The 17,559-nt window shown below is 68.4% G+C and carries 17 protein-coding genes; 3 read left to right on the forward strand and 14 right to left on the reverse strand.

Annotation, left to right across the window (positions count from 1 at the left end; translation table 11 throughout):
• Positions 1 to 68 precede the first annotated feature (68 nt).
• The 3 genes from AC1IQ6_RS15510 to flgB are packed head-to-tail and all read right to left on the reverse strand — an operon-like array spanning position 69 to position 1,635.
• Positions 69 to 767 (reverse strand): flagellar hook capping FlgD N-terminal domain-containing protein, encoded by a 699-nt coding sequence (locus AC1IQ6_RS15510; protein ID WP_102770901.1) that lies wholly within the window; start codon positions 765 to 767, stop codon positions 69 to 71.
• Positions 768 to 785: 18 nt separating this feature from the next.
• Positions 786 to 1,205: a flagellar basal body rod protein FlgC gene (flgC, locus tag AC1IQ6_RS15515; protein ID WP_102770900.1), complete on the reverse strand. Its 420-nt coding sequence runs from the start codon at positions 1,203 to 1,205 to the stop codon at positions 786 to 788.
• A 22-nt stretch (positions 1,206 to 1,227) separates the two neighbouring features.
• Positions 1,228 to 1,635, reverse strand: a complete 408-nt coding sequence (flgB, locus tag AC1IQ6_RS15520) for a flagellar basal body rod protein FlgB (protein ID WP_102771803.1) — start codon at positions 1,633 to 1,635, stop codon at positions 1,228 to 1,230.
• A gap of 176 nt (positions 1,636 to 1,811) precedes the next feature.
• Here flgB and flgA point away from each other — a divergent pair, with 176 nt between their 5' ends.
• From flgA to AC1IQ6_RS15535, 3 genes are all read left to right on the forward strand, one after another.
• Positions 1,812 to 2,531: a flagellar basal body P-ring formation chaperone FlgA gene (flgA, locus tag AC1IQ6_RS15525; protein WP_485864886.1), complete on the forward strand. Its 720-nt coding sequence runs from the start codon at positions 1,812 to 1,814 to the stop codon at positions 2,529 to 2,531.
• Between the two features lie 111 nt (positions 2,532 to 2,642).
• Positions 2,643 to 2,936: a flagellar biosynthesis anti-sigma factor FlgM gene (gene flgM / locus AC1IQ6_RS15530; protein WP_102770899.1), complete on the forward strand. Its 294-nt coding sequence runs from the start codon at positions 2,643 to 2,645 to the stop codon at positions 2,934 to 2,936.
• A gap of 35 nt (positions 2,937 to 2,971) precedes the next feature.
• Positions 2,972 to 3,454 (forward strand): flagella synthesis protein FlgN, encoded by a 483-nt coding sequence (locus AC1IQ6_RS15535; protein WP_102770898.1) that lies wholly within the window; start codon positions 2,972 to 2,974, stop codon positions 3,452 to 3,454.
• Between the two features lie 280 nt (positions 3,455 to 3,734).
• Here the strand turns inward: AC1IQ6_RS15535 and flhF are convergent, their stop codons facing one another.
• The 11 genes from flhF to AC1IQ6_RS15590 all read right to left on the reverse strand — a co-directional run bounded on the left by flhF (position 3,735) and on the right by AC1IQ6_RS15590 (position 17,558).
• Complete coding sequence (gene flhF, locus AC1IQ6_RS15540) at positions 3,735 to 6,251, reverse strand: flagellar biosynthesis GTPase FlhF (protein ID WP_485864887.1); 2,517 nt, start codon at positions 6,249 to 6,251, stop codon at positions 3,735 to 3,737.
• Complete coding sequence (gene flhA / locus AC1IQ6_RS15545; RefSeq protein ID WP_102770896.1) at positions 6,248 to 8,368, reverse strand: flagellar biosynthesis protein FlhA; 2,121 nt, start codon at positions 8,366 to 8,368, stop codon at positions 6,248 to 6,250. The genes flhF and flhA overlap by 4 nt, the downstream gene beginning before the upstream one ends.
• Before the next feature lie 3 nt (positions 8,369 to 8,371).
• The gene (gene flhB / locus AC1IQ6_RS15550; RefSeq protein ID WP_102770895.1) at positions 8,372 to 9,526 is read right to left on the reverse strand and encodes a flagellar biosynthesis protein FlhB; all 1,155 of its coding nucleotides are present in this window, start codon (positions 9,524 to 9,526) and stop codon (positions 8,372 to 8,374) included.
• A 159-nt stretch (positions 9,527 to 9,685) separates the two neighbouring features.
• Positions 9,686 to 10,315, reverse strand: coding sequence for a protein phosphatase CheZ (gene cheZ / locus AC1IQ6_RS15555; protein WP_102770894.1), 630 nt, complete (start codon positions 10,313 to 10,315; stop codon positions 9,686 to 9,688).
• A gap of 8 nt (positions 10,316 to 10,323) precedes the next feature.
• Positions 10,324 to 10,713 (reverse strand): chemotaxis response regulator CheY, encoded by a 390-nt coding sequence (gene cheY / locus AC1IQ6_RS15560; RefSeq protein ID WP_054425971.1) that lies wholly within the window; start codon positions 10,711 to 10,713, stop codon positions 10,324 to 10,326.
• Positions 10,714 to 10,758: 45 nt separating this feature from the next.
• On the reverse strand, positions 10,759 to 11,817 hold the full coding sequence (locus AC1IQ6_RS15565) for a protein-glutamate methylesterase/protein-glutamine glutaminase (RefSeq protein WP_102770893.1): 1,059 nt from the start codon (positions 11,815 to 11,817) through the stop codon (positions 10,759 to 10,761).
• Between the two features lie 14 nt (positions 11,818 to 11,831).
• Positions 11,832 to 12,692, reverse strand: a complete 861-nt coding sequence (locus tag AC1IQ6_RS15570; RefSeq protein ID WP_102770892.1) for a CheR family methyltransferase — start codon at positions 12,690 to 12,692, stop codon at positions 11,832 to 11,834.
• Between the two features lie 2 nt (positions 12,693 to 12,694).
• Positions 12,695 to 14,398 (reverse strand): methyl-accepting chemotaxis protein, encoded by a 1,704-nt coding sequence (locus tag AC1IQ6_RS15575; RefSeq protein WP_102770891.1) that lies wholly within the window; start codon positions 14,396 to 14,398, stop codon positions 12,695 to 12,697.
• A gap of 103 nt (positions 14,399 to 14,501) precedes the next feature.
• Positions 14,502 to 15,002: a chemotaxis protein CheW gene (gene cheW / locus AC1IQ6_RS15580; protein WP_485864888.1), complete on the reverse strand. Its 501-nt coding sequence runs from the start codon at positions 15,000 to 15,002 to the stop codon at positions 14,502 to 14,504.
• A 15-nt stretch (positions 15,003 to 15,017) separates the two neighbouring features.
• Entirely contained in the window at positions 15,018 to 17,111 is a 2,094-nt protein-coding gene (cheA, locus tag AC1IQ6_RS15585) for a chemotaxis protein CheA (protein WP_485864889.1), read from the reverse strand.
• Between the two features lie 66 nt (positions 17,112 to 17,177).
• Positions 17,178 to 17,558 carry a response regulator gene (locus tag AC1IQ6_RS15590; protein WP_102770888.1) on the reverse strand — a complete coding sequence of 127 codons (381 nt, stop codon included), beginning with the start codon at positions 17,556 to 17,558 and terminating at the stop codon, positions 17,178 to 17,180.
• Position 17,559 lies beyond the last annotated feature (1 nt).

The following is a 17,559-nucleotide window of genomic DNA, read 5'->3' on the forward strand; positions in this document are numbered from 1 at the left end:
TCTCTCGCTAATCCTTAAACTGAGTGAAGCCGCCGCGCGTGCGCCGGCACCGATACGCCGCGCCCGCCTCAGGCGCCGATCACCTTGCGCACATCCAGCATGCTGGTCTGGCCGTCCAGGCCCAGGTCCAGGCGCAGGCCATTGGTGGAATACCCCACGCTCTTGACCTGGCCATAGCTCAGCACTTCCGAATTCACCTTCTTGCCGTCGGCGTCCGTGGCCAGGATGGACACGTTGTAGGCGCCCGGCTCCAGCGCCACGCCGCTGTCGTTCTTGCCGTCCCAGTTGAGCGTGTAGACGCCGGTTTCCTGCTCGCCCAGCTCGATGGTGCGCACCACCACGCCGTTGGAGTCCGAAATCCGCACCTGGACCTTGGCGGCGTCGCCCTGCAGGTCCACGCCGTAGGGCGTGACCACGCGCTCGGCGCCGTTGTCGCCGTCCACGCCGACCTTGACCTTGGTGCCCGGGATCAGCACGCCCTTGCCGATCATCGCCACGGCGTTCATCGACTGCGACACGTCGATCTGGCCGCTGATGGCCAGCATGGTGTTCTTCAGGTTGGTGATGCCTTCCACCGTGGAGATCTGCGCAAGCTGGGAAGTCAGCTCGGCGTTCTGCATGGGGTTGAGCGGGTCCTGGTTCTGCAGCTGCGTCACCAGCAGCGTCAGGAACTGGTCCTGCAGGCCTTGCGCCGCGCTGTTGGAGTTGGCGCCGGTCTGGGCGAGCCCCAGGCCGGTCTGGCTGGTGGTTTGGTCGATAGTGGACATGAATTCACTTGCTCAAAATTAGGACTGGCCGATGGTCAGCGTTTTCTGCATCAGCGCCTTGGCTGTGTTCAGCACCTCGACGTTGGCCTGGTACGAACGCGAGGCCGCGATCATGTTGACCGTCTCGGCCACCGGATCGACGTTGGGCATGCTGACGTAGCCCTGCTCGTCGGCCATGGGGTGCTGCGGGTCGTAGACGCGCTTGAGCGGCGACGGGTCCTGGACCACGCCCGCCACGCGCACGCCGCCGATTTCCTGGCCCAGCGCCTGGCCGGCGGCCGGATTGACCTGGAACACGACCTGGCGCGCCCGGTAGGGCTGGCCGTCGGGGCCGACCACGCTGTCGGCGTTGGCCATGTTGCTGGCGGCGACGTTCATGCGCTGCGACTGCGCGCTCAGCGCCGAACCGGCGATATCGAAAATGCTCAACAGGGACATGGCCTGGCGCTCCGTTCAGTAATCATTCCTGGATGGCGGCCATCATGGTCCGGATACGGCCTGACAGCAGCTGCATGGTGCTCTGGTAATGCAAGGTGTTATCGGCGAACTGCACGCGCTCGATGTCCATGTCCACCGTGTTGCCGTCCAGGCTGGGCTGGTACGGCAGGCGGTACAGGAGTTCGGTGGGGCCTTGCGACACGGCCTTGGCCGGGATGTGGCGCGCCGAGGTCAGCGTGAGCGAGGTGTCGGCCAGGCGCTTGCTGCCTTCCATGGCGTTGGCCATCGCCGTCTTGAAGTCGAAATCGCGCGCCTTGTAGTTGGGCGTGTCGGCGTTGGCGATGTTCGACGACAGCACTTCCTGGCGTTGCGCGCGCAGCCCCAGGGACTGCTGGAAGAAGCGGAAATCTTCGTTAAGCCTGTCTAGCATCGTGGCGCCTTGGTGCATTGCAATTCGGGTGGGCACGGGAGGCCGGACGCGCCGGTATCCCATTGGATGACGGCATGATAGGGGTCCGCGGCGCGCCACAATCAGCCAAATAAACCGTTATTTCTCATCCAATTCAGGTCTTGCCGGGCGCGGCGCACTTCTACAATTCATGCATCATGAAAAGCACCGCAAGACGCCTACACGCGGGCGCCGCCTGCCTGGCCGCCGCGCTGCTGCCCCTGGCGGGCGCGCAGGCCCAGCAGGTCCAGCCCCAGCTCCAGCCCGCCGAGGCCATCGCGCAGGCCGCGCAGGCCTATCTGCTGGATCAGCTGGCCGCGCTGCCCGGCCAGCCGGTAATCGCCATCGATCCGCCGCGGGCGCAGGGCCTGACGCCTTGCGATGCCATGTCCCCATTTCTGCCGTCCGGCATGAAGCTGCGCCCGCGCATGACCGTCGGGGTGCGCTGCAACGCGCCGGCGCCCTGGACCACTTACGTGCAGGCCACGGTCAGCGTGCCCGGCCAGTATTACGTCGCCGCCCGCCCGATCGCCGCCGGCCAACCCCTCAGCCCGGACGACCTAGCCCCGCGCGACGGCGACCTGGTCGCCCTGCCCCGCGGCGCCATCACCGACCCGCAGGCCGTGGCCGGCATGAGCGCCGCCTACCGGATCAACGCCGGGCAGACGATCCGCAGCGCTTCGCTGCGCAGCGCCCAGTCGGTGCTGCGCGGCTCCAACGTGCGCATCAACGCCCGCGGCAACGGCTTCGTGGTCAGCAGCGAAGGCGAGGCGCTGGAAAACGCCGCGCCCGGCTCCATGGTGCAGGTGCGCACCGCCAACGGCCAGGTGGTCAGCGGTATCGTGCGCAATGCCGGCCTGGTTGAAATGCAGCTGTAGAAGTTGTTACATGTCGCGTTGCGTCAAAGCCCTGCCTGCCCTAAAGTTCGTCCCGGCCCTGTCGTTACCCAGGCATAAGTAGGCGGATCTGGACGCCCTGCGGAGATAATCTTGAAAATCACAACCACCACCAACCGGCCCCTCTCGGCGGAAGCCCTGGGCAACCGCCCCGAGTCCGCGGTCGCCCAGGCCTATGGCGCCGGCAGCGCCAGCGGCAGCAGCAGCTCGCAGGTGGCGCTGAGCTCGGCCTCGCGCAAGATGCTTGCGCTGCAGGACGGCTCCAACGACATCAACGTCGAGCGCGTGGCCGCCATCCGCGCCGCCATCGCCTCCGGCCAGCTCAAGATCGACACCGGCCGCATCGCCGACAGCCTGATCGCCAGCGCCCGCGACCTGCTCAAATAGGCCGCCCCGCAACCCTTCCCTACCCGAGTCCCAGCATGACCGCGCACACCGTCGACTCCCTGCAATCCTGCATGCGGCAGGAAGACGCCCTGATCACCGAGTTCTCCGCCATCCTGGAAGAAGAGACCGAGGTGCTGGTGGGCCCGGCCAATATCGGCGGGCTGCAGGAGATCACCGAACGCAAGAGCAGCGTGGCGCGCAAGCTCGTGGACCTCAGCCAGACGCGCGACGGCCTGCTGGCCGAAATCGGCCTGCCCGCCGGCCACGCCGGCACCGAACAGGCAGCCGTGCTGCACCCGCAACTGGCGGAAGTCTGGCAGGCCCTGCTGGCCAAATCGGCCAGCGCCAATGAAATCAATCTGCGCAACGGCGCCCTGATCGACGTGCACCTGCGCTACACCCAGCAATCGCTGGACGCCCTGCGCAACCTCGGCGCCGCCGGCGCTCCCGCCACCTACGACGCCCGCGGCCGCGGCGCCCGCAGCGCCCCGGGCCGCAAGCCTATTGTGGCGGGTTAAGGATTCGTGGATCGCGGGTCTGCGGGATTCTTTGAATCCGTAGGATGGGTGCAGCGCGAAAATGCTTTACACAAGAACTCAAGTGTCGAGCGCGCGTAACCCATCAGGCGGCGAAAGCCGCCGCTTTTCGTAGCGCCAAGAATATTTTTGCCCAGAAAAAAGCCGGCTTTCGCCGGCCGAAGGGTTACGCGCGCTGCACGCCTCTTTCCTACGTGAATCATTCTCGCGCTACACCCATCCTACGCCATTGCGCCGGCATCGCACCATCATTCCCCCGCCATTACGCCGTCATCTCCAGCAGCGCGTACATCTTCAGCAGCGCCACCGGCAGCAGGCGGGCGGGTAGCTTGCGCTCGGTGCCCATGATGCCCGACAGGGGCTGCTGCACCATGGCGGCGGCCGGGGAATGCGCCAGCTGCCAGGACGCGGCGGCCAGCTGGCCGGCCATCAGGGCCTGGCGCGCCAGCGCGTGCGGACCATCGACGGCGGGCAGCGCCTGCCATGCGGCGGGCATGAAGCGGAACGCGGCGCGGGCTTCATTCTGCAGCACCAGCCAGCGCGCCACCGTGGCGGCGTCGGCCTGGGAGGCCGGCAGGTTGGTCATGCCGAACAGTTGCCCGGCCACCTCGCCGCTGACCGTGTCGATCAGGCGGGCGCAGACCAGCCGCAGCGGCGCGCGCTCGCCGCGGCCGGGCAGCGCGACTTCCGTGCCCGAGGCCCACAGCGCCAGCGGCACGCGCCCGTTCCCGGACGCCGCGTACAGGCCCGGCATGTCGCCGGGCTGGCCCACGGGCAGATAGCCCAGGCTTTTGCCCACGGCGTTCAGATTGGTGGGGCAGTCGTCCTGGATCACGCGCTGGCCGCCGGCGCAGCGCGCCACCCACGACACGCCCTGCCCGCTCAACGCCGGCCACAGGGCCGCCGTGCCGGACTCCAGCATATGCACCACCGGCAGGCGCTCCAGCTTGCCGCCCAGCCATTCCACCCGCGCCTGCAGCGCCACGGCCGCATCGGCCTGGGCCGGCTGCGCCGGCGCGAACGAGGCCAGCGTGCCGTGCGCCAGCGCCAGCTGCTGCGCGGGCGCGGCCAGCGCCGCGCCGCGGTCGCTCATGAGCAGCGTGCCCAGCAGCGCGCCGCCGGGCAGGCCTTCGCCCTGCATGGCGGCCTTGCCGTGCACGGCCAGCAGGTGGCGGCCGCAGACGGCCGAAAATTCGCGGCGCACCATGGCCGCCGGCTCGTCGCCCAGCGCCGCCAGCGTGGCGCCGTCGCCCACGTACTCGCGCCAGGCGGCGCGCGCCTGCACGCAGGCCGCGTCGTTCTCCAGCCAGGCGATGGTGTCGTCCAGGTTCTGCGCGGCGTCGACCGAGGCCGCCGCGCCCTGCGGGCGCAGGATGGCCGAAGCCAGCAGTTGGCGGCGGCGCGCCGGGTCGGCGCTTTCGGCCTCGCGCGCGGCCGGCACCAGCGAGGCCAGGTCGGCTTCGCTGGGCGTGTACAGCGCGCGCGCCCGCTCGACCATGGAGAACGTCCGGTCCACCAGCGCGTCGGCGCGGGCCAGCTCCATGTGCTCGGGCACTTTCTGCCCGACCGAGACGTAATGGATCGGCAGGCGGTGGCGGATGGCCGTGTCCAGCGCCGCGCCCAGGCGGGTGGCCTCGTCCAGCTTGGTGATGATGCAGCCGGCCACGTCCTCGCCCACGCCGTTGCGATAGGCGTGCGCGACCTCGTCCAGCGTATCGCCCTGGCTGGCGGCGTTGAGCACCAGCAGCCGGCGCACCGGCTTGCCGGCGTTGCACAGCATCGCCGCCTGCTCGGCCACCTGGCGGTCGCGCTGGCTGATGCCGGTGGTGTCGATCAGCACGATCTTGCGGCTGCCCAGCTCGCCCAGGACGCGGCGCAGCTCGCCCGCGTCGCGCACCGAATGGGCCGGCACGCCCATCAGGCGGCCGTAGATCTGCAATTGCTCCAGCGCGCCGATCCGGAAATTGTCGGTGGTCAGCATCGCCACCTGGTCGCGGCCCTCGCGCGCCACGCAGCGCGCGGCCAGCTTGGCCAGCGTGGTGGTCTTGCCCACGCCGGTGGGGCCGACCAGGGCATAGACCCCGCCGCCCAGGAATTCGTCCTCCGAGCGCAGCACCGGCAGGTGCGTGACCAGTTCGTTGCGCGCCCAGTCCAGCGCGGACTGCGGCGTCATGCCCTCGGGCAGGCGCTCGACCAGCGTGCGCACCAGCTTGGTGCTGAAGCCGGCGTCCAGCAGGCTGCGGAACAGCGCCGCGGCGGCAGGCTCGCGGCCCGGCCCCTGGCGCGAACCCCAGATCAGGCCGTCCATGCGGCTTTCCAGCGCGCCGCGCAAGGCGCTGATGGCGTCCTGCAGGCCGGCCGCGGCGTCGCCGGACAAGGCCGGTTGCGGCATGGCCGGAGGCTGGCGCAGCGGGGCGTCGGGCATGCGCGCCATCGACGGCGCGGGAGCCGCCGCAGGCGTGGGCATGGGCGTGGGAATGGCGCTGGCTGCCGGGCTGGGCGCAGGGATGGGACTGGGATCGGGCATGGCCTGCGGCTGGGCCGGCGCCTCGTACGCCGAGCGGTAGGCGGCGATGGAGCGCGCCGGCGCGGGCGCCGGAGCCGCCGCCGGGGCGGTGTGCGCCGGCGTCTCGTCATGGGCCTCGTCCACCGTCGCCAGCACCTCGACGCCGCCTTCCACGCTGCGGTTCGACACGATCAGCGCGTCCGGGCCCAGGGCCTGGCGCACCTGGCGCATCACTTCGCGGCTGTTGATCCCAAAGAAACGGCTTATCTTCATGCCCCATTACCTCCGCCGATCAGCGCGGTCACGCGGACCATGCGCTCATCGGGTATTTCAGTGTTCGACAGCACGCCCAGCTGCGGCAGATGGTGGCGCAGGAAGCGCGACAGCGGCGCGCGCAGCACGGGCGACACCAGCAGCACCGGCGCGTTGCCCTGCGATTCCTGGCGCTCGACGGCGGCCTGCGTTTCGCGCAGCAGCGTGTCGGCCAGGCCCGGCTCCAGGCCGCCGCTGGTCGTCATGGCCTGCGACAGCACGCGTTCGAGCTTGACGTCCAGGCCGATGACCCGCAGTTCGCCCTCTCCCGGGAACCACTGCTGCGTGATGGCGCGGCCCAGCGACCGGCGCGTGAGCGCGATGAGTTCGTTGATGTCGGGCTGGCTGCCGGCGCCGGCGGCCTGCGCCGCCAGGCGCGGGCCGTGCTCGGACAGGGTGTCGATGATGGTGCGCATGTCGCGGATCGGCACTTCTTCGGCCAGCAGGCCCTGCAGAACCTTCTGCAGCACGGTGAGCGACAGGGTCTTGGGCACCAGGTCCTCGACCAGCTTGGGCGCGTCGCGGCCGATGCGGTCGAGCAGCTGCTGCACTTCCTGGCGGCCCAGCAGGTTCGAGCCGTGGCGGTGCATCAGGTGGTTCAGGTGGGTGGCGACCACGGTGCCGGCGTCGACCACGGTGTAGCCGGCCACCTGGGCCTGGTCGCGCAGGCTGCCGTCGATCCACAACGCCGGCAGGCCGAAGGCCGGATCGGTGGTCGGGGTGCCCTTGATCTGCATGGTCACGCCGCCCGGGTCGATGGCCAGCCACTGGCCCGGCATGGCCACGCCGTGGCCCACTTCCACGCCCGAGAGCAGGATGCGGTAGTCGTTGGGCTTGAGTTCGAGGTTGTCGCGGATGTGCACGACCGGCGGCAGAAAGCCCACGTCCTGCGCGAATTTCTTGCGCAGGCTGCGGATGCGGTGCAGCAGTTCGCCGTTCTGGGCGTGGTCCACCAGCGGGATCAGGCGGTAGCCGACTTCCAGCCCGAGCTGGTCCACCATGGAGACGTCGTCCCAGCTGGCCTCGGCCGCGGCGGCCTGGGCCTGGGTGATGGCCTGCGGGGGAACCTCGGCGGCGGCGGCCGCGGCGGCGGTCTTGCGCTTGTGCAGCATCCAGCCGCCCCAGGCCAGCGCGCCGGCCAGGGTCAGGAAGGCCACGTGCGGCATGTTGGGGATCAGCCCCATGATGCCGATGATGCCGGCGGTCAGGAACAGCACGCTGGGGTTGGAGAACAGCTGGCTGATCATCTGCTGGCCGATGTCCTGGTCGGTCGAGACCCGCGACACCACCACGCCGGCCGCGGTGGAAATCACCAACGCCGGGATCTGCGCCACCAGGCCGTCGCCGATGGTCAGCAACGTATAGACGCGCGCCGATTCGCCCATCGACATGTCGTGCTGCGCCACGCCCACGACCAGGCCGCCGATGACGTTGATCGCCATGATGAGCAGGCCGGCGATGGCGTCGCCGCGCACGAACTTGCTGGCGCCGTCCATCGAGCCGAAGAAGTCCGACTCCTGGGCCACCTCCGCGCGGCGCTTGCGCGCCTCGTCCTCGCCGATCAGGCCGGCGTTCAGGTCGGCGTCGATGGCCATCTGCTTGCCGGGCATGGCGTCCAGGGTGAAGCGCGCTCCCACTTCGGCGATACGCCCCGCGCCCTTGGTGATGACGATGAAGTTGATGATGGTCAGGATCACGAAAACGATGATGCCCACGGCGAAGTTGCCGCCCACCAGGAAGTGGCCGAAGGCCTCGATCACCTTGCCGGCCGCGTCCGGGCCGGTGTGGCCGTTGAGCAGCACCACGCGGGTGGAGGCCACGTTCAGCGACAGGCGCAGCAGCGTGGCGAACAGCAGCACGGCCGGGAACGCGGCGAAGTCCAGCGGCTTGCGCGTGAACATGGCCACCAGCAGGATCATCACGGACAAGGCGATGTTGAAGGTGAACAGCAGGTCCAGCAGGAAGGTGGGCAGCGGCAGCACCATCATGCCCAGCACCATCACGATCAGGATGGGGCCGGCCAGCAGCCGCGCATGCACGGCTCCGTTACTTTTCAACATGGTGAGCAAAGCGCTCATTCCTCAAGCTCCTTGTGCTGCGGTGTCGGACAGCGGGTCCAGCTCGGCGGGCACGGCCAGCCGGGTCGGGGCGACCGGTTCGGCTCCCCATCCGGAGCGCCAGGAACGCAGCTGGAAAACCCACGCCAGCACTTCTGCCACCGCGGTATATAGCTCGGCCGGGATTTCCTGTCCCAGCTCGACGTGTTGATGCAGGGCGCGCGCCAGCGGCGGGGCCTCCAGAGTGGGGATGCGGTGCTCGGCCGCCAGTTCCCGGATCTTGGCGGCGATCAGGCCGGTGCCCTTGGCCAGCACGCGGGGCGCGCCGTTCTTGCCTTCTTCGTAGCGCAGCGCGACGGCGTAATGGGTGGGGTTGGTGACCACCACGTCGGCCTTGGGCACCTCGGCCATCATGCGCCGGCGCGCCGCCTGGCGCTGCTGCTGGCGGATGCGGGCCTTGACGTGGGGGTCGCCCTCGCTTTCCTTGTGTTCCTGGCGCACGTCCTCCTTGGACATGCGCAGCTTTTTCAGGTGGCTCCAGATCTGCCAGGGCACGTCCAGCAGCACGATGACCAGCAGCGAGGCCACGATGAAGGCGCAGCACATGGCCACCAGCGTCAGCGCGCGGGTCAGCGCCGCCGACGGCGCCACGTGCATCAGGCTCAGCATGTCGTCGTGGTAGCGCCAGATCACCCATACCGCGACCCCGCCCACCAGGCCGGCCTTGGCCAGCGCCTTGATCAGCTCCACCACGGTCTGCGAGGAGAACATGCGCTTGAAGCCCGACAGCGGACTGAGCTTGGAAAAATTGAATTGCAGCGGCTTGCCCGAGATGACGATGCCGCCCAGCAGCACGCTCGACAGCACCGCGACCACCGCCAGCAGCCCGAAGATCGGCAAGAGCACCAGCAGGATCTGGCCGAAGCCGTCGACCGCCCCCTGCACCATGGCGCCCGGGTCCGAGACCACGCGCCGGTCGAATCCCAGACCGTTACGCAGCACGCCGGTCAGCGACCGGTACAGCGCCCCGCTTCCGGCCCAGATCGCGCCCACGCCCGCAGCCAGCATCATGAACGTGCCCAGCTCGCGGGAACGCGCAATCTGCCCCTCCTCGCGCGCCTTTTCCAGGCGCCTGGGAGAGGCGGCTTCGGTTTTTTCGAGGTCGCTTTCTTCGGCCATGCTCTGCGGTGTCGTCGCCGCTCGCGGATTCGGGGATTGCGAGCGGCCCGCGGAGATTCTAGGAGGCCCGGGGCTTTAGCGATCAGCCAAGAAACGGGGGGAAAGCGGCGCTATTCCCGGATGCGCCGCGCACCGGGCCGCCCCTCCCCCTTGCAGGCATCAGAATCCCAGGCTGGCCAGCAGGTCGTCGACCTGGTCCTGGCTGGTGACCACGTCGGCCTTGCCCTGCGGGCTGATCTGCGGGCCGTTGAGCAGGCTGTTGGCCTCCTCGCGGCGCTCCTGCGGCACGTTGTCCAGCAGCACCTGCAGCAGCTCGCGCTCGATCGCGCCGACCACGTCCATCATGCGCATGATCACCTGGCCCGTCAGGTCCTGGAAATCCTGCGCCATGATGATTTCCATCAGGTGCGACTGCGTCTGCTGCGCCTGCTTGGGCACGTCCTGGAGGTAGGCGCGGGTGTCCTGCACCAGCTCGCGCGCCTGCGGCAGCTCCAGCGGCTGGTCGAACCATTGCTGCCAGCGCGCGTCCAGGGCCTGCGCCGAGCGTGTCAGGCCGTCCTGGATGGGACCGGCCTGCTCGGTCGCGTTCAGCACCCGGTTGGCGGCCTGCTCGGTCATCTGCGCCACGTAGCGCAGGCGGTCGCGGGCGTCGGGAATGGCGTTGGCGGCGTCCTTGATGGCCTGGTCCAGGCCCAGCTCGCGCATGCTGTCGCGCAGCATGCGCGTCAGCGAGGCGATGCGGTGGATCAGGTCGGGGGAATCGCCCGGGTTAATCGTTTCCGTGCTCATCGCGCACCTCAGCCGGCAATTTTCTCGAAGATCTTGGTGAGCTTCTCTTCCAGCGTCGCCGCGGTGAAAGGCTTGACCACGTAACCGTTGGCGCCGGCCTGGGCCGCCGCCACGATGTTCTCCTTCTTGGCCTCGGCCGTGACCATCAGCACCGGCAGCGAGGCCAGCGCGGCGTCGGCGCGGATCTGCTTGAGCATTTCCAGGCCGTCGAGATTGGGCATGTTCCAGTCCGACACCACGAACTGGAAGCCGCCGTTGCGCAGCTTCTCCAGCCCGATCGCGCCGTCCTCGGCCTCGTCCACGTTCTCGAAACCCAGCTCTTTCAGCAGGTTGCGGATGATCCGCCGCATGGTGGGGAAATCATCCACCACCAGAATCTTTATGCCCTTGTCTACCATCTTCTACTCCAGAAAAGTTTGCTTGGGAACGACCGTGCGCGCGCGTCATACGCGGTGGCCGCGGTCTCCCAGGCGAGTCAGAATGCGTTCGCTCATCGCGGACAACGAAACCACTTCTTCCGCCGCGCCGATGGCGATGGCCTCGCGGGGCATGCCGAACACCACGCAGCTGGCCTCGTCCTGCGCGATCGTGTGGGCCCCGGCGCGGCGCATGGCCAGCATGCCCGCGGCGCCGTCCTTGCCCATGCCGGTCAGGATGACGCCGATGGCGTTCTTGCCGGCGGCCGCCGCCGCGGAATTGAACAGCACGTCCACCGACGGGCGGTGGCGGTTCACGGGTTCGCTGGCCTCCAGTTCGATCACGTAGTTGGCGCCGCTGCGCCCCAGCCGCATGTGGGTCTCGCCGCCGGGGGCCAGGTATACGTGGCCGGGCAGCACCCGGTCGCCGTGCACGGCCTCGCGCACCGTGACCGCACAGAGCGCGTCCAGCCGCTGCGCGAACGAGCGCGTGAAGCCGGCGGGCATGTGCTGGGTGATGAGGATGGCCGGGCTGTCCGGCGGCAGCGGCTGCAGGACTTCGCGGATGGCCTCGGTGCCGCCGGTGGACGCGCCGACGATGACCAGTTTCTCCGAGCTGGCCAGCGGCCGGCGCAGCATGGGCGCCGGCGACGCCGGGGCCGCGTGCGGCGCGGGCGCGCGCAGCCGCGCGCGCGAGGCCGCGCGGATCTTGTCGGCGATGATTTCGGTGTATTCGAGCAGCCCGTCGCGGATGCCCAGCTTGGGCTTGGTGACGAAGTCGATGGCGCCCAGCTCCAGTGCGCGCAGCGTGATTTCGCCGCCGCGCTCGGTCAGCGAGGACACCATCACCACCGGCATGGGCCGCAGCCGCATCAGCTTTTCGAGGAAATCCAGCCCGTCCATGCGCGGCATTTCCACGTCCAGGGTCAGCACGTCGGGGTTGTGGCGCTTGATCAGCTCGCGCGCCACCAGCGGGTCCGGCGCGGTCGCGACCACTTCCATGTCCGGCTGGCTGTTGATGATCTCGGTCATCAAGCCGCGCACCAGGGCCGAATCGTCCACGCACAAAACGCTAATTTTCTTCATGGTTACTGCCCCGTTCAGGCCTGGCCCGCACATTCGTAGACCGTCTGCCCTCGCAGGCGAAAGTCCCGGCTGATGTAGGTGAAATTCTCGGAATGGCCCGCAAACAGCAGTCCGCCGGGTTTGAGCAGCGGCACGAACCGTTCCAGTATCCTGGCCTGGGTGGGTTTATCGAAATAAATCATTACGTTGCGGCAGAAGATGGCGTCGAACCGCTCCTCCAGCCCCCAGTTCGGCGCCAGCAGGTTCAGGGTCTCGTAGCGCACCATGTCCACGATTTCCGGCCGCACCCTCACCTGCCCGGCGTTGGCGCCGCGGCCCTTCAGGAAGAAGCGCCGCAGCCGTTCCACGTCCATCTTGGCCACGCGTTCCTCGGGATAGACGGCGGTACGCGCGCGCGCCAGCACATTGGTGTCGATGTCGGTGGCCAGCACCGTGCTGGAGCCGGCACGCGGGCCCAGCGCCTCGACCAGCGTCATGGCGATGGAGTACGGTTCCTCGCCGGTGGACGCGGCACAGCACCAGACCGACACCGGCCCGCTGCGGCGCCTGGCGAAATCGGCCAGGATCGGAAAATGATGCGACTCGCGGAAGAAAGCGGTCAGGTTGGTGGTGAGCGCGTTGACGAAATCTTCCCATTCGGGCGCGCCGGGCGAATTCTCGAGCTGGTCCAGATAGCTGCCGAAATCCTGCAGGCCCAGGGCGCGCAGGCGCCGCGCCAGCCGGCTGTAGACCATTTCGCGCTTGTGCGTGCCCAGGGAGATCCCCGCATGGGCGTGGATCATCCTGCGCACGCGCGAAAAATCGGCGTCGCGGAAATCAAACTGGCGGTCCACCGACAGGGACGGGGCCGCGTAAGCCGGACTTGCCACGGCCATCCTCAGTGCCCGAGCGCAAGCGCGTCGGGCGCCTGCAGGCGTGAATCGTCATCGCCGCGCCGCGCCGACGACAGCCGCTGGGCCGGCACTTCGATGACTTCGCCCGCGTTGATCTTGAACACCGCCACCGCATCGGCCAGGCGCAGCGCCTGCTCCTGCAGCGAGCCGGCGGCCGCCGCGGCTTCTTCGACCAGCGCCGCGTTCTGCTGCGTCACCTCGTCCATCTGCGACACCGCGCGGTTGACCTGCTCGATGCCGCTGGACTGCTCTTCGGACGCCGCCGAAATCTCTCCCATGATGTCGGTCACGCGTTTGACCGAAGCCACGATCTCCTGCATGGTCGCGCCCGCGCGTTCCACCTGCTCGGAGCCGGCGCCCACCTTGGTCACCGAATCCTCGATCAAACCCTTGATTTCCTTGGCCGCCTGGGCGCTGCGCTGCGCCAGCGCGCGCACCTCGCCCGCCACCACGGCAAAGCCCTTGCCCTGCTCGCCGGCGCGCGCCGCTTCCACCGCGGCGTTCAGCGCCAGAATGTTGGTCTGGAACGCGATGCCGTCGATCACCGACACGATTTCGGAGATCTTGCGCGAGCTGGCCGAGATCTGCTCCATCGTGCCCACCACCTCGGACACCGCGGAGCCGCCGCGCTCGGCCACGTCGGACGCGCTGGCCGCCAGCTGGTTGGCCTGGCGCGCGTTGTCGGCGTTCTGCTTGACCGTCGAAGCCAGCTGCTCCATGGAGGCGGCGGTTTCTTCCAGCGAGGCCGCCTGCTGCTCGGTGCGGCTGGACAGGTCGGTATTGCCGGCCGCGATCTCCTGCGAACCCACGGTGATCTCGTCCACGCCGCGGCGCACCGACGCCACGGTGCGCGTCAGGCTTTCCTGCATGCGCTTGAGCGCCGCGAACAGCTGGCCGATTTCGTTGGTATTGCGCACTTCGACGCGGGCCGTCAGGTCGCCGCCGGCGATGCGATCGAAGTGGCTGCCAGCCTCCTTCAGCGGCTGCAGCACGCGGCGGCGCAGGAATATGTAGGTGGCGAACACCAGCAAGGCGGCGATCGCGCCGCCCACGCCGACGGCCACCAGCACGAACTGGTAGCGGACCTGGGCGACCTCGTGGGCGTCCATCATCTTGCTGGCGCGCCAGAAGTCGAAGCTCTCGATCGCGCGCGCGAAACGCCCTTCCAGGGCGTCCTGCACGGTCTGCACCTGCTTCTGGTAGGCCGGCATGTCGGCTTTTTCGAGCGCCGCGACCAGCGGGTTCAGGCCCTGCTGCACCAGCGCGCCGTAGGACTCGTCGATTTCCTTGAGCGATTCGGCGGCTTCATCGGGACGCGCCAGGCTCTTGTAGTACTCGAACTCGGCCTGGCCCTTGTTCATCGAGGCCTTGGCGCGCTCCAGCAGCCCGCTGGCCTCCGACGACAGGCCGCTGCTGAGCAAGGTGGCCTGGCCGACGTTGCGCACGATGTCCGCATAGTTGGAGGTGGCCGCCCGGCCCAGGCCGTGCAGCGTGTCCTTGTAGCTGGACACCACGCGCGAGACGGCGTCGTCGAGTTCCTGCGACTGCTTGATGTCCGCCAGCGTTCCGTTGCTGATGCGCAGGGACAGGACGCCGAGCGCCGCCCCTATCACCAACATGAATGAGAAGAATCCCAGCACCCACAACAGGCTGCTGCGTATCGTCATGTTCGCGAAAAACTTGCGCATCACAAGCACCACTCCTAGACTGCAATCGTTAAAGGAAAGCGCCACATCGATCGGATATGGCGCCTCTGCCCTGCTTGCGGCCGGGTCCCGACCACGCTTCCGATCAGGAAGCGGCCCTCTCCACCAGCGCCATTTCATCGCTGGTCATGAGCTTCTCGATATCCACCAGGATCAGCATGCGTTCGTCCACGGTGCCCAGGCCGGTCAGATATTCCGTGGACAGCGTGGCGCCGAATTCCGGCGCCGGGCGGACCTGGCCGGCGTTCAGCATCAGCACGTCGGACACGCCGTCGACCACAATGCCGACCACGCGGCGATCCAGGTTGAGGATGATGACCACGGTCTGCTCGGTGTAGTCCACGCGGCCCAGGTTGAACTTGATGCGCAGGTCCACGATGGGCACGATGATGCCGCGCAGGTTCGTCACGCCCTTGATGAAAGGCGGCACGTTGGCGATGCGCGTGACCGTGTCGGCGTCGTAGCCGCGGATCTCCTGCACCTTCAGGATATCGATCCCGTATTCTTCGTCGCCCAGCGTGAACACCAGGAATTCGCTGCCGACATCTTCATTGCGCGCGGCGGGCGCTTGCGGTTTAGCTGCCATGAGCTTGGTTCTCCATCAATTCAGAATGGCTTCGGGCTGCGACCAACGCTCACGGTTGGCGCGCGCAAGCGCAAAAACGTCGACGATCAGGGCCACGCTGCCGTCGCCCAGGATGGTGGCGGCGGAAATGCCCGGCACCTTGCGGTAGTTGGATTCCAGGTTCTTGACCACCACCTGGTGCTGGCCGATCAGGTGGTCCACCAGCAGCGCGAAGCGGCGGTCCTCGGCCTGCATGATGACGGCGATCGCCTGGGTGGGATCGGCCTGCGCGCCGTCCACCGAGAACACGCGGTGCATCTCGACCAGCGGCAGGTATTCGCCGCGCACGTGCATCACGCGCTCGTTGCCCGCCACCGAATAGATCTGGTCATTGGTGGGCTGCAGCGATTCGGTCACGTGGTTCAGCGGCAGGATGAAGGTTTCCTCGCCCACCCGCACCGACATGCCGTCCAGGATCGCCAGGGTCAGCGGCAGCACGATGCGCGTGGTGGTGCCGTTGCCCGGCTCGCACGACAGCTGCACGTGGCCGCCCATGTCCTGGATATTGCGGCGCACCACGTCCATGCCGACCCCGCGGCCGGAAATGTCCGTGACCTTCTCGGCGGTGGAGAAACCCGGCGCGAAGATCAGCTGCCAGATTTCGTCGTCGGGCGAGTTTTCGTTCACGGCCAGGCCCTGGGCGATGGCCTTCTTGAGGATCTTGTCGCGGTTCAGCCCGGCGCCGTCGTCGCTCACCTCGATCACGATGTTGCCGCCGTTGTGCTGGGCCGACAGCACCAGCTGCCCGACCGGGTCCTTGCCGGCGGCGACCCGCTGCTCCGGGGTCTCGATCCCGTGGTCCAGGCTGTTGCGCACCAGGTGCGTGAGCGGGTCGATGATGCGCTCGATCAGGCTCTTGTCCAGTTCGGTGGCGCGGCCGTAGGTCTGCAGCTCGATCTGCTTGCCCATCTTGCTGGCGATGTCGCGCACCAGCCGCGGGAAGCGGCTAAACACGTAGTCCATCGGCATCATGCGGATCGACATGACCGCTTCCTGCAGGTCGCGCGCGTTGCGCTCGAGCTGCTCCATGCCGTTGAGCAGGCGGTCGTGCAGCACCGGGTCCAGCGTGGACGCCGTCTGCGCCAGCATCGCCTGCGTGATGACCAGTTCGCCCACCAGGTTGATCACCTGGTCGACCTTCTCGACGCCGACGCGGATCGAGGTGGATTCCTTGTCCGCGTGCGCGGGCGCGGCCGGCCGGGCCACGCGCGCGGCCTGGGTGATGGCCTCGGCTGCGGCGGCCGACTCCGCGACCACGGGCGGCGCGGCCGCAGCGGCCGAGGCCGGAGCCGGCGCCGCGGCGGGCGCGGGCGGGGCGGCCGGCGCGCTGGCCGCCGGGGCCGCCTCGCGCGCGATGCTGAGCTGGTCGCCGTCGACGATGAAGCAGCACACCGCCTCGATATCGTCCGGCGTGCAGGTGCTGTCCATCCAGACCGTCAGGGCGCCGTCGGCGCGCTCGCTGGCGGTGACCGTGCCCAGGTTGCCCATCTCTTCGAGCAGCGCCGCCGCGTCCTTGTCGGACACCTTGGTGATCCGCACCCGCAGCGCCACGCTGGCGCCTTCGGCGGCAGGTTCGGCCGACGCGGCGGGTTCGGCCGGCGCGGGAGCCGGCGCAGGCGGGGCTACGGGCGCCGGGGCCACGGCCGGGGCTGGCGCGGCGCCGGGGTCCTTATGCTCCAGCGCAAGCTGCCTCAGGACGGCGCAGATACGCTCAAACACGGCTTCATCGGGCTCTTCGGACGCTCGGTATGCATCCAGCTGGCTTTTGAGCACGTCTTTCGTTTCCAAGAAAATATCAATCATGTCCGTGCGCAGCGCCATTTCGCCGCGCCGGATCGCGTCCAGCAGGTTTTCGAGCAGATGGGTGGTGCCCGCCAGCTGCTGAAAGCAGCCGAAGGTCGCCGCGCCGCCCTTGATCGAATGGGCTGCGCGGAAGATGGCGTTCAGCTGCTCGATGTCGGGCGCGCCGACGTCCAGTTCGAGCAGCAGCTGCTCCATCTGCGCCAGCAGCTCGTCCGCCTCGTCGAAAAAGGTCTCGTAAAACTGACTGAGGTCCAATCCAGAACTCATAGTCCGCACGCCTTCATAAATGAACCCGCCCAGGGCCTGTTAACCATAAAAAGCCTCGCACAGGCTCTAAGCGCCGGCCTGCTCGTCGAGCAGTTCGGCCGCCAGTTCCACCAGCACGTCCGGGTCCACCGGCTTGGACAGCCAGCCGCAGACGCCCAGGTCGCGCGCCGCCATCTTGCTGTCCACGTCGTCCTCGGTGGTCAGCACCAGCACCGGCACGTCCTGGTAGCGATCGTCCTCGCGCAGGCCCTTGATGAGGCCCAGGCCGCCCAGCACGGGCATGTTCCAGTCGCTCACCACCAGGTCCACCGGCTGGCGCTTGGCCAGATCCAGCGCTTCCTGGCCGTTGCCGGCCGTCACCACCGTCCATCCCGCGCCCGTCAGCGTCGCCTGGACGATCATGCGCATCGTCGCCGAGTCATCCGCCACCAGTATCGTTGCCGCCATT

Source organism: Achromobacter sp. MUI-25009338 (genome assembly GCF_057359325.1).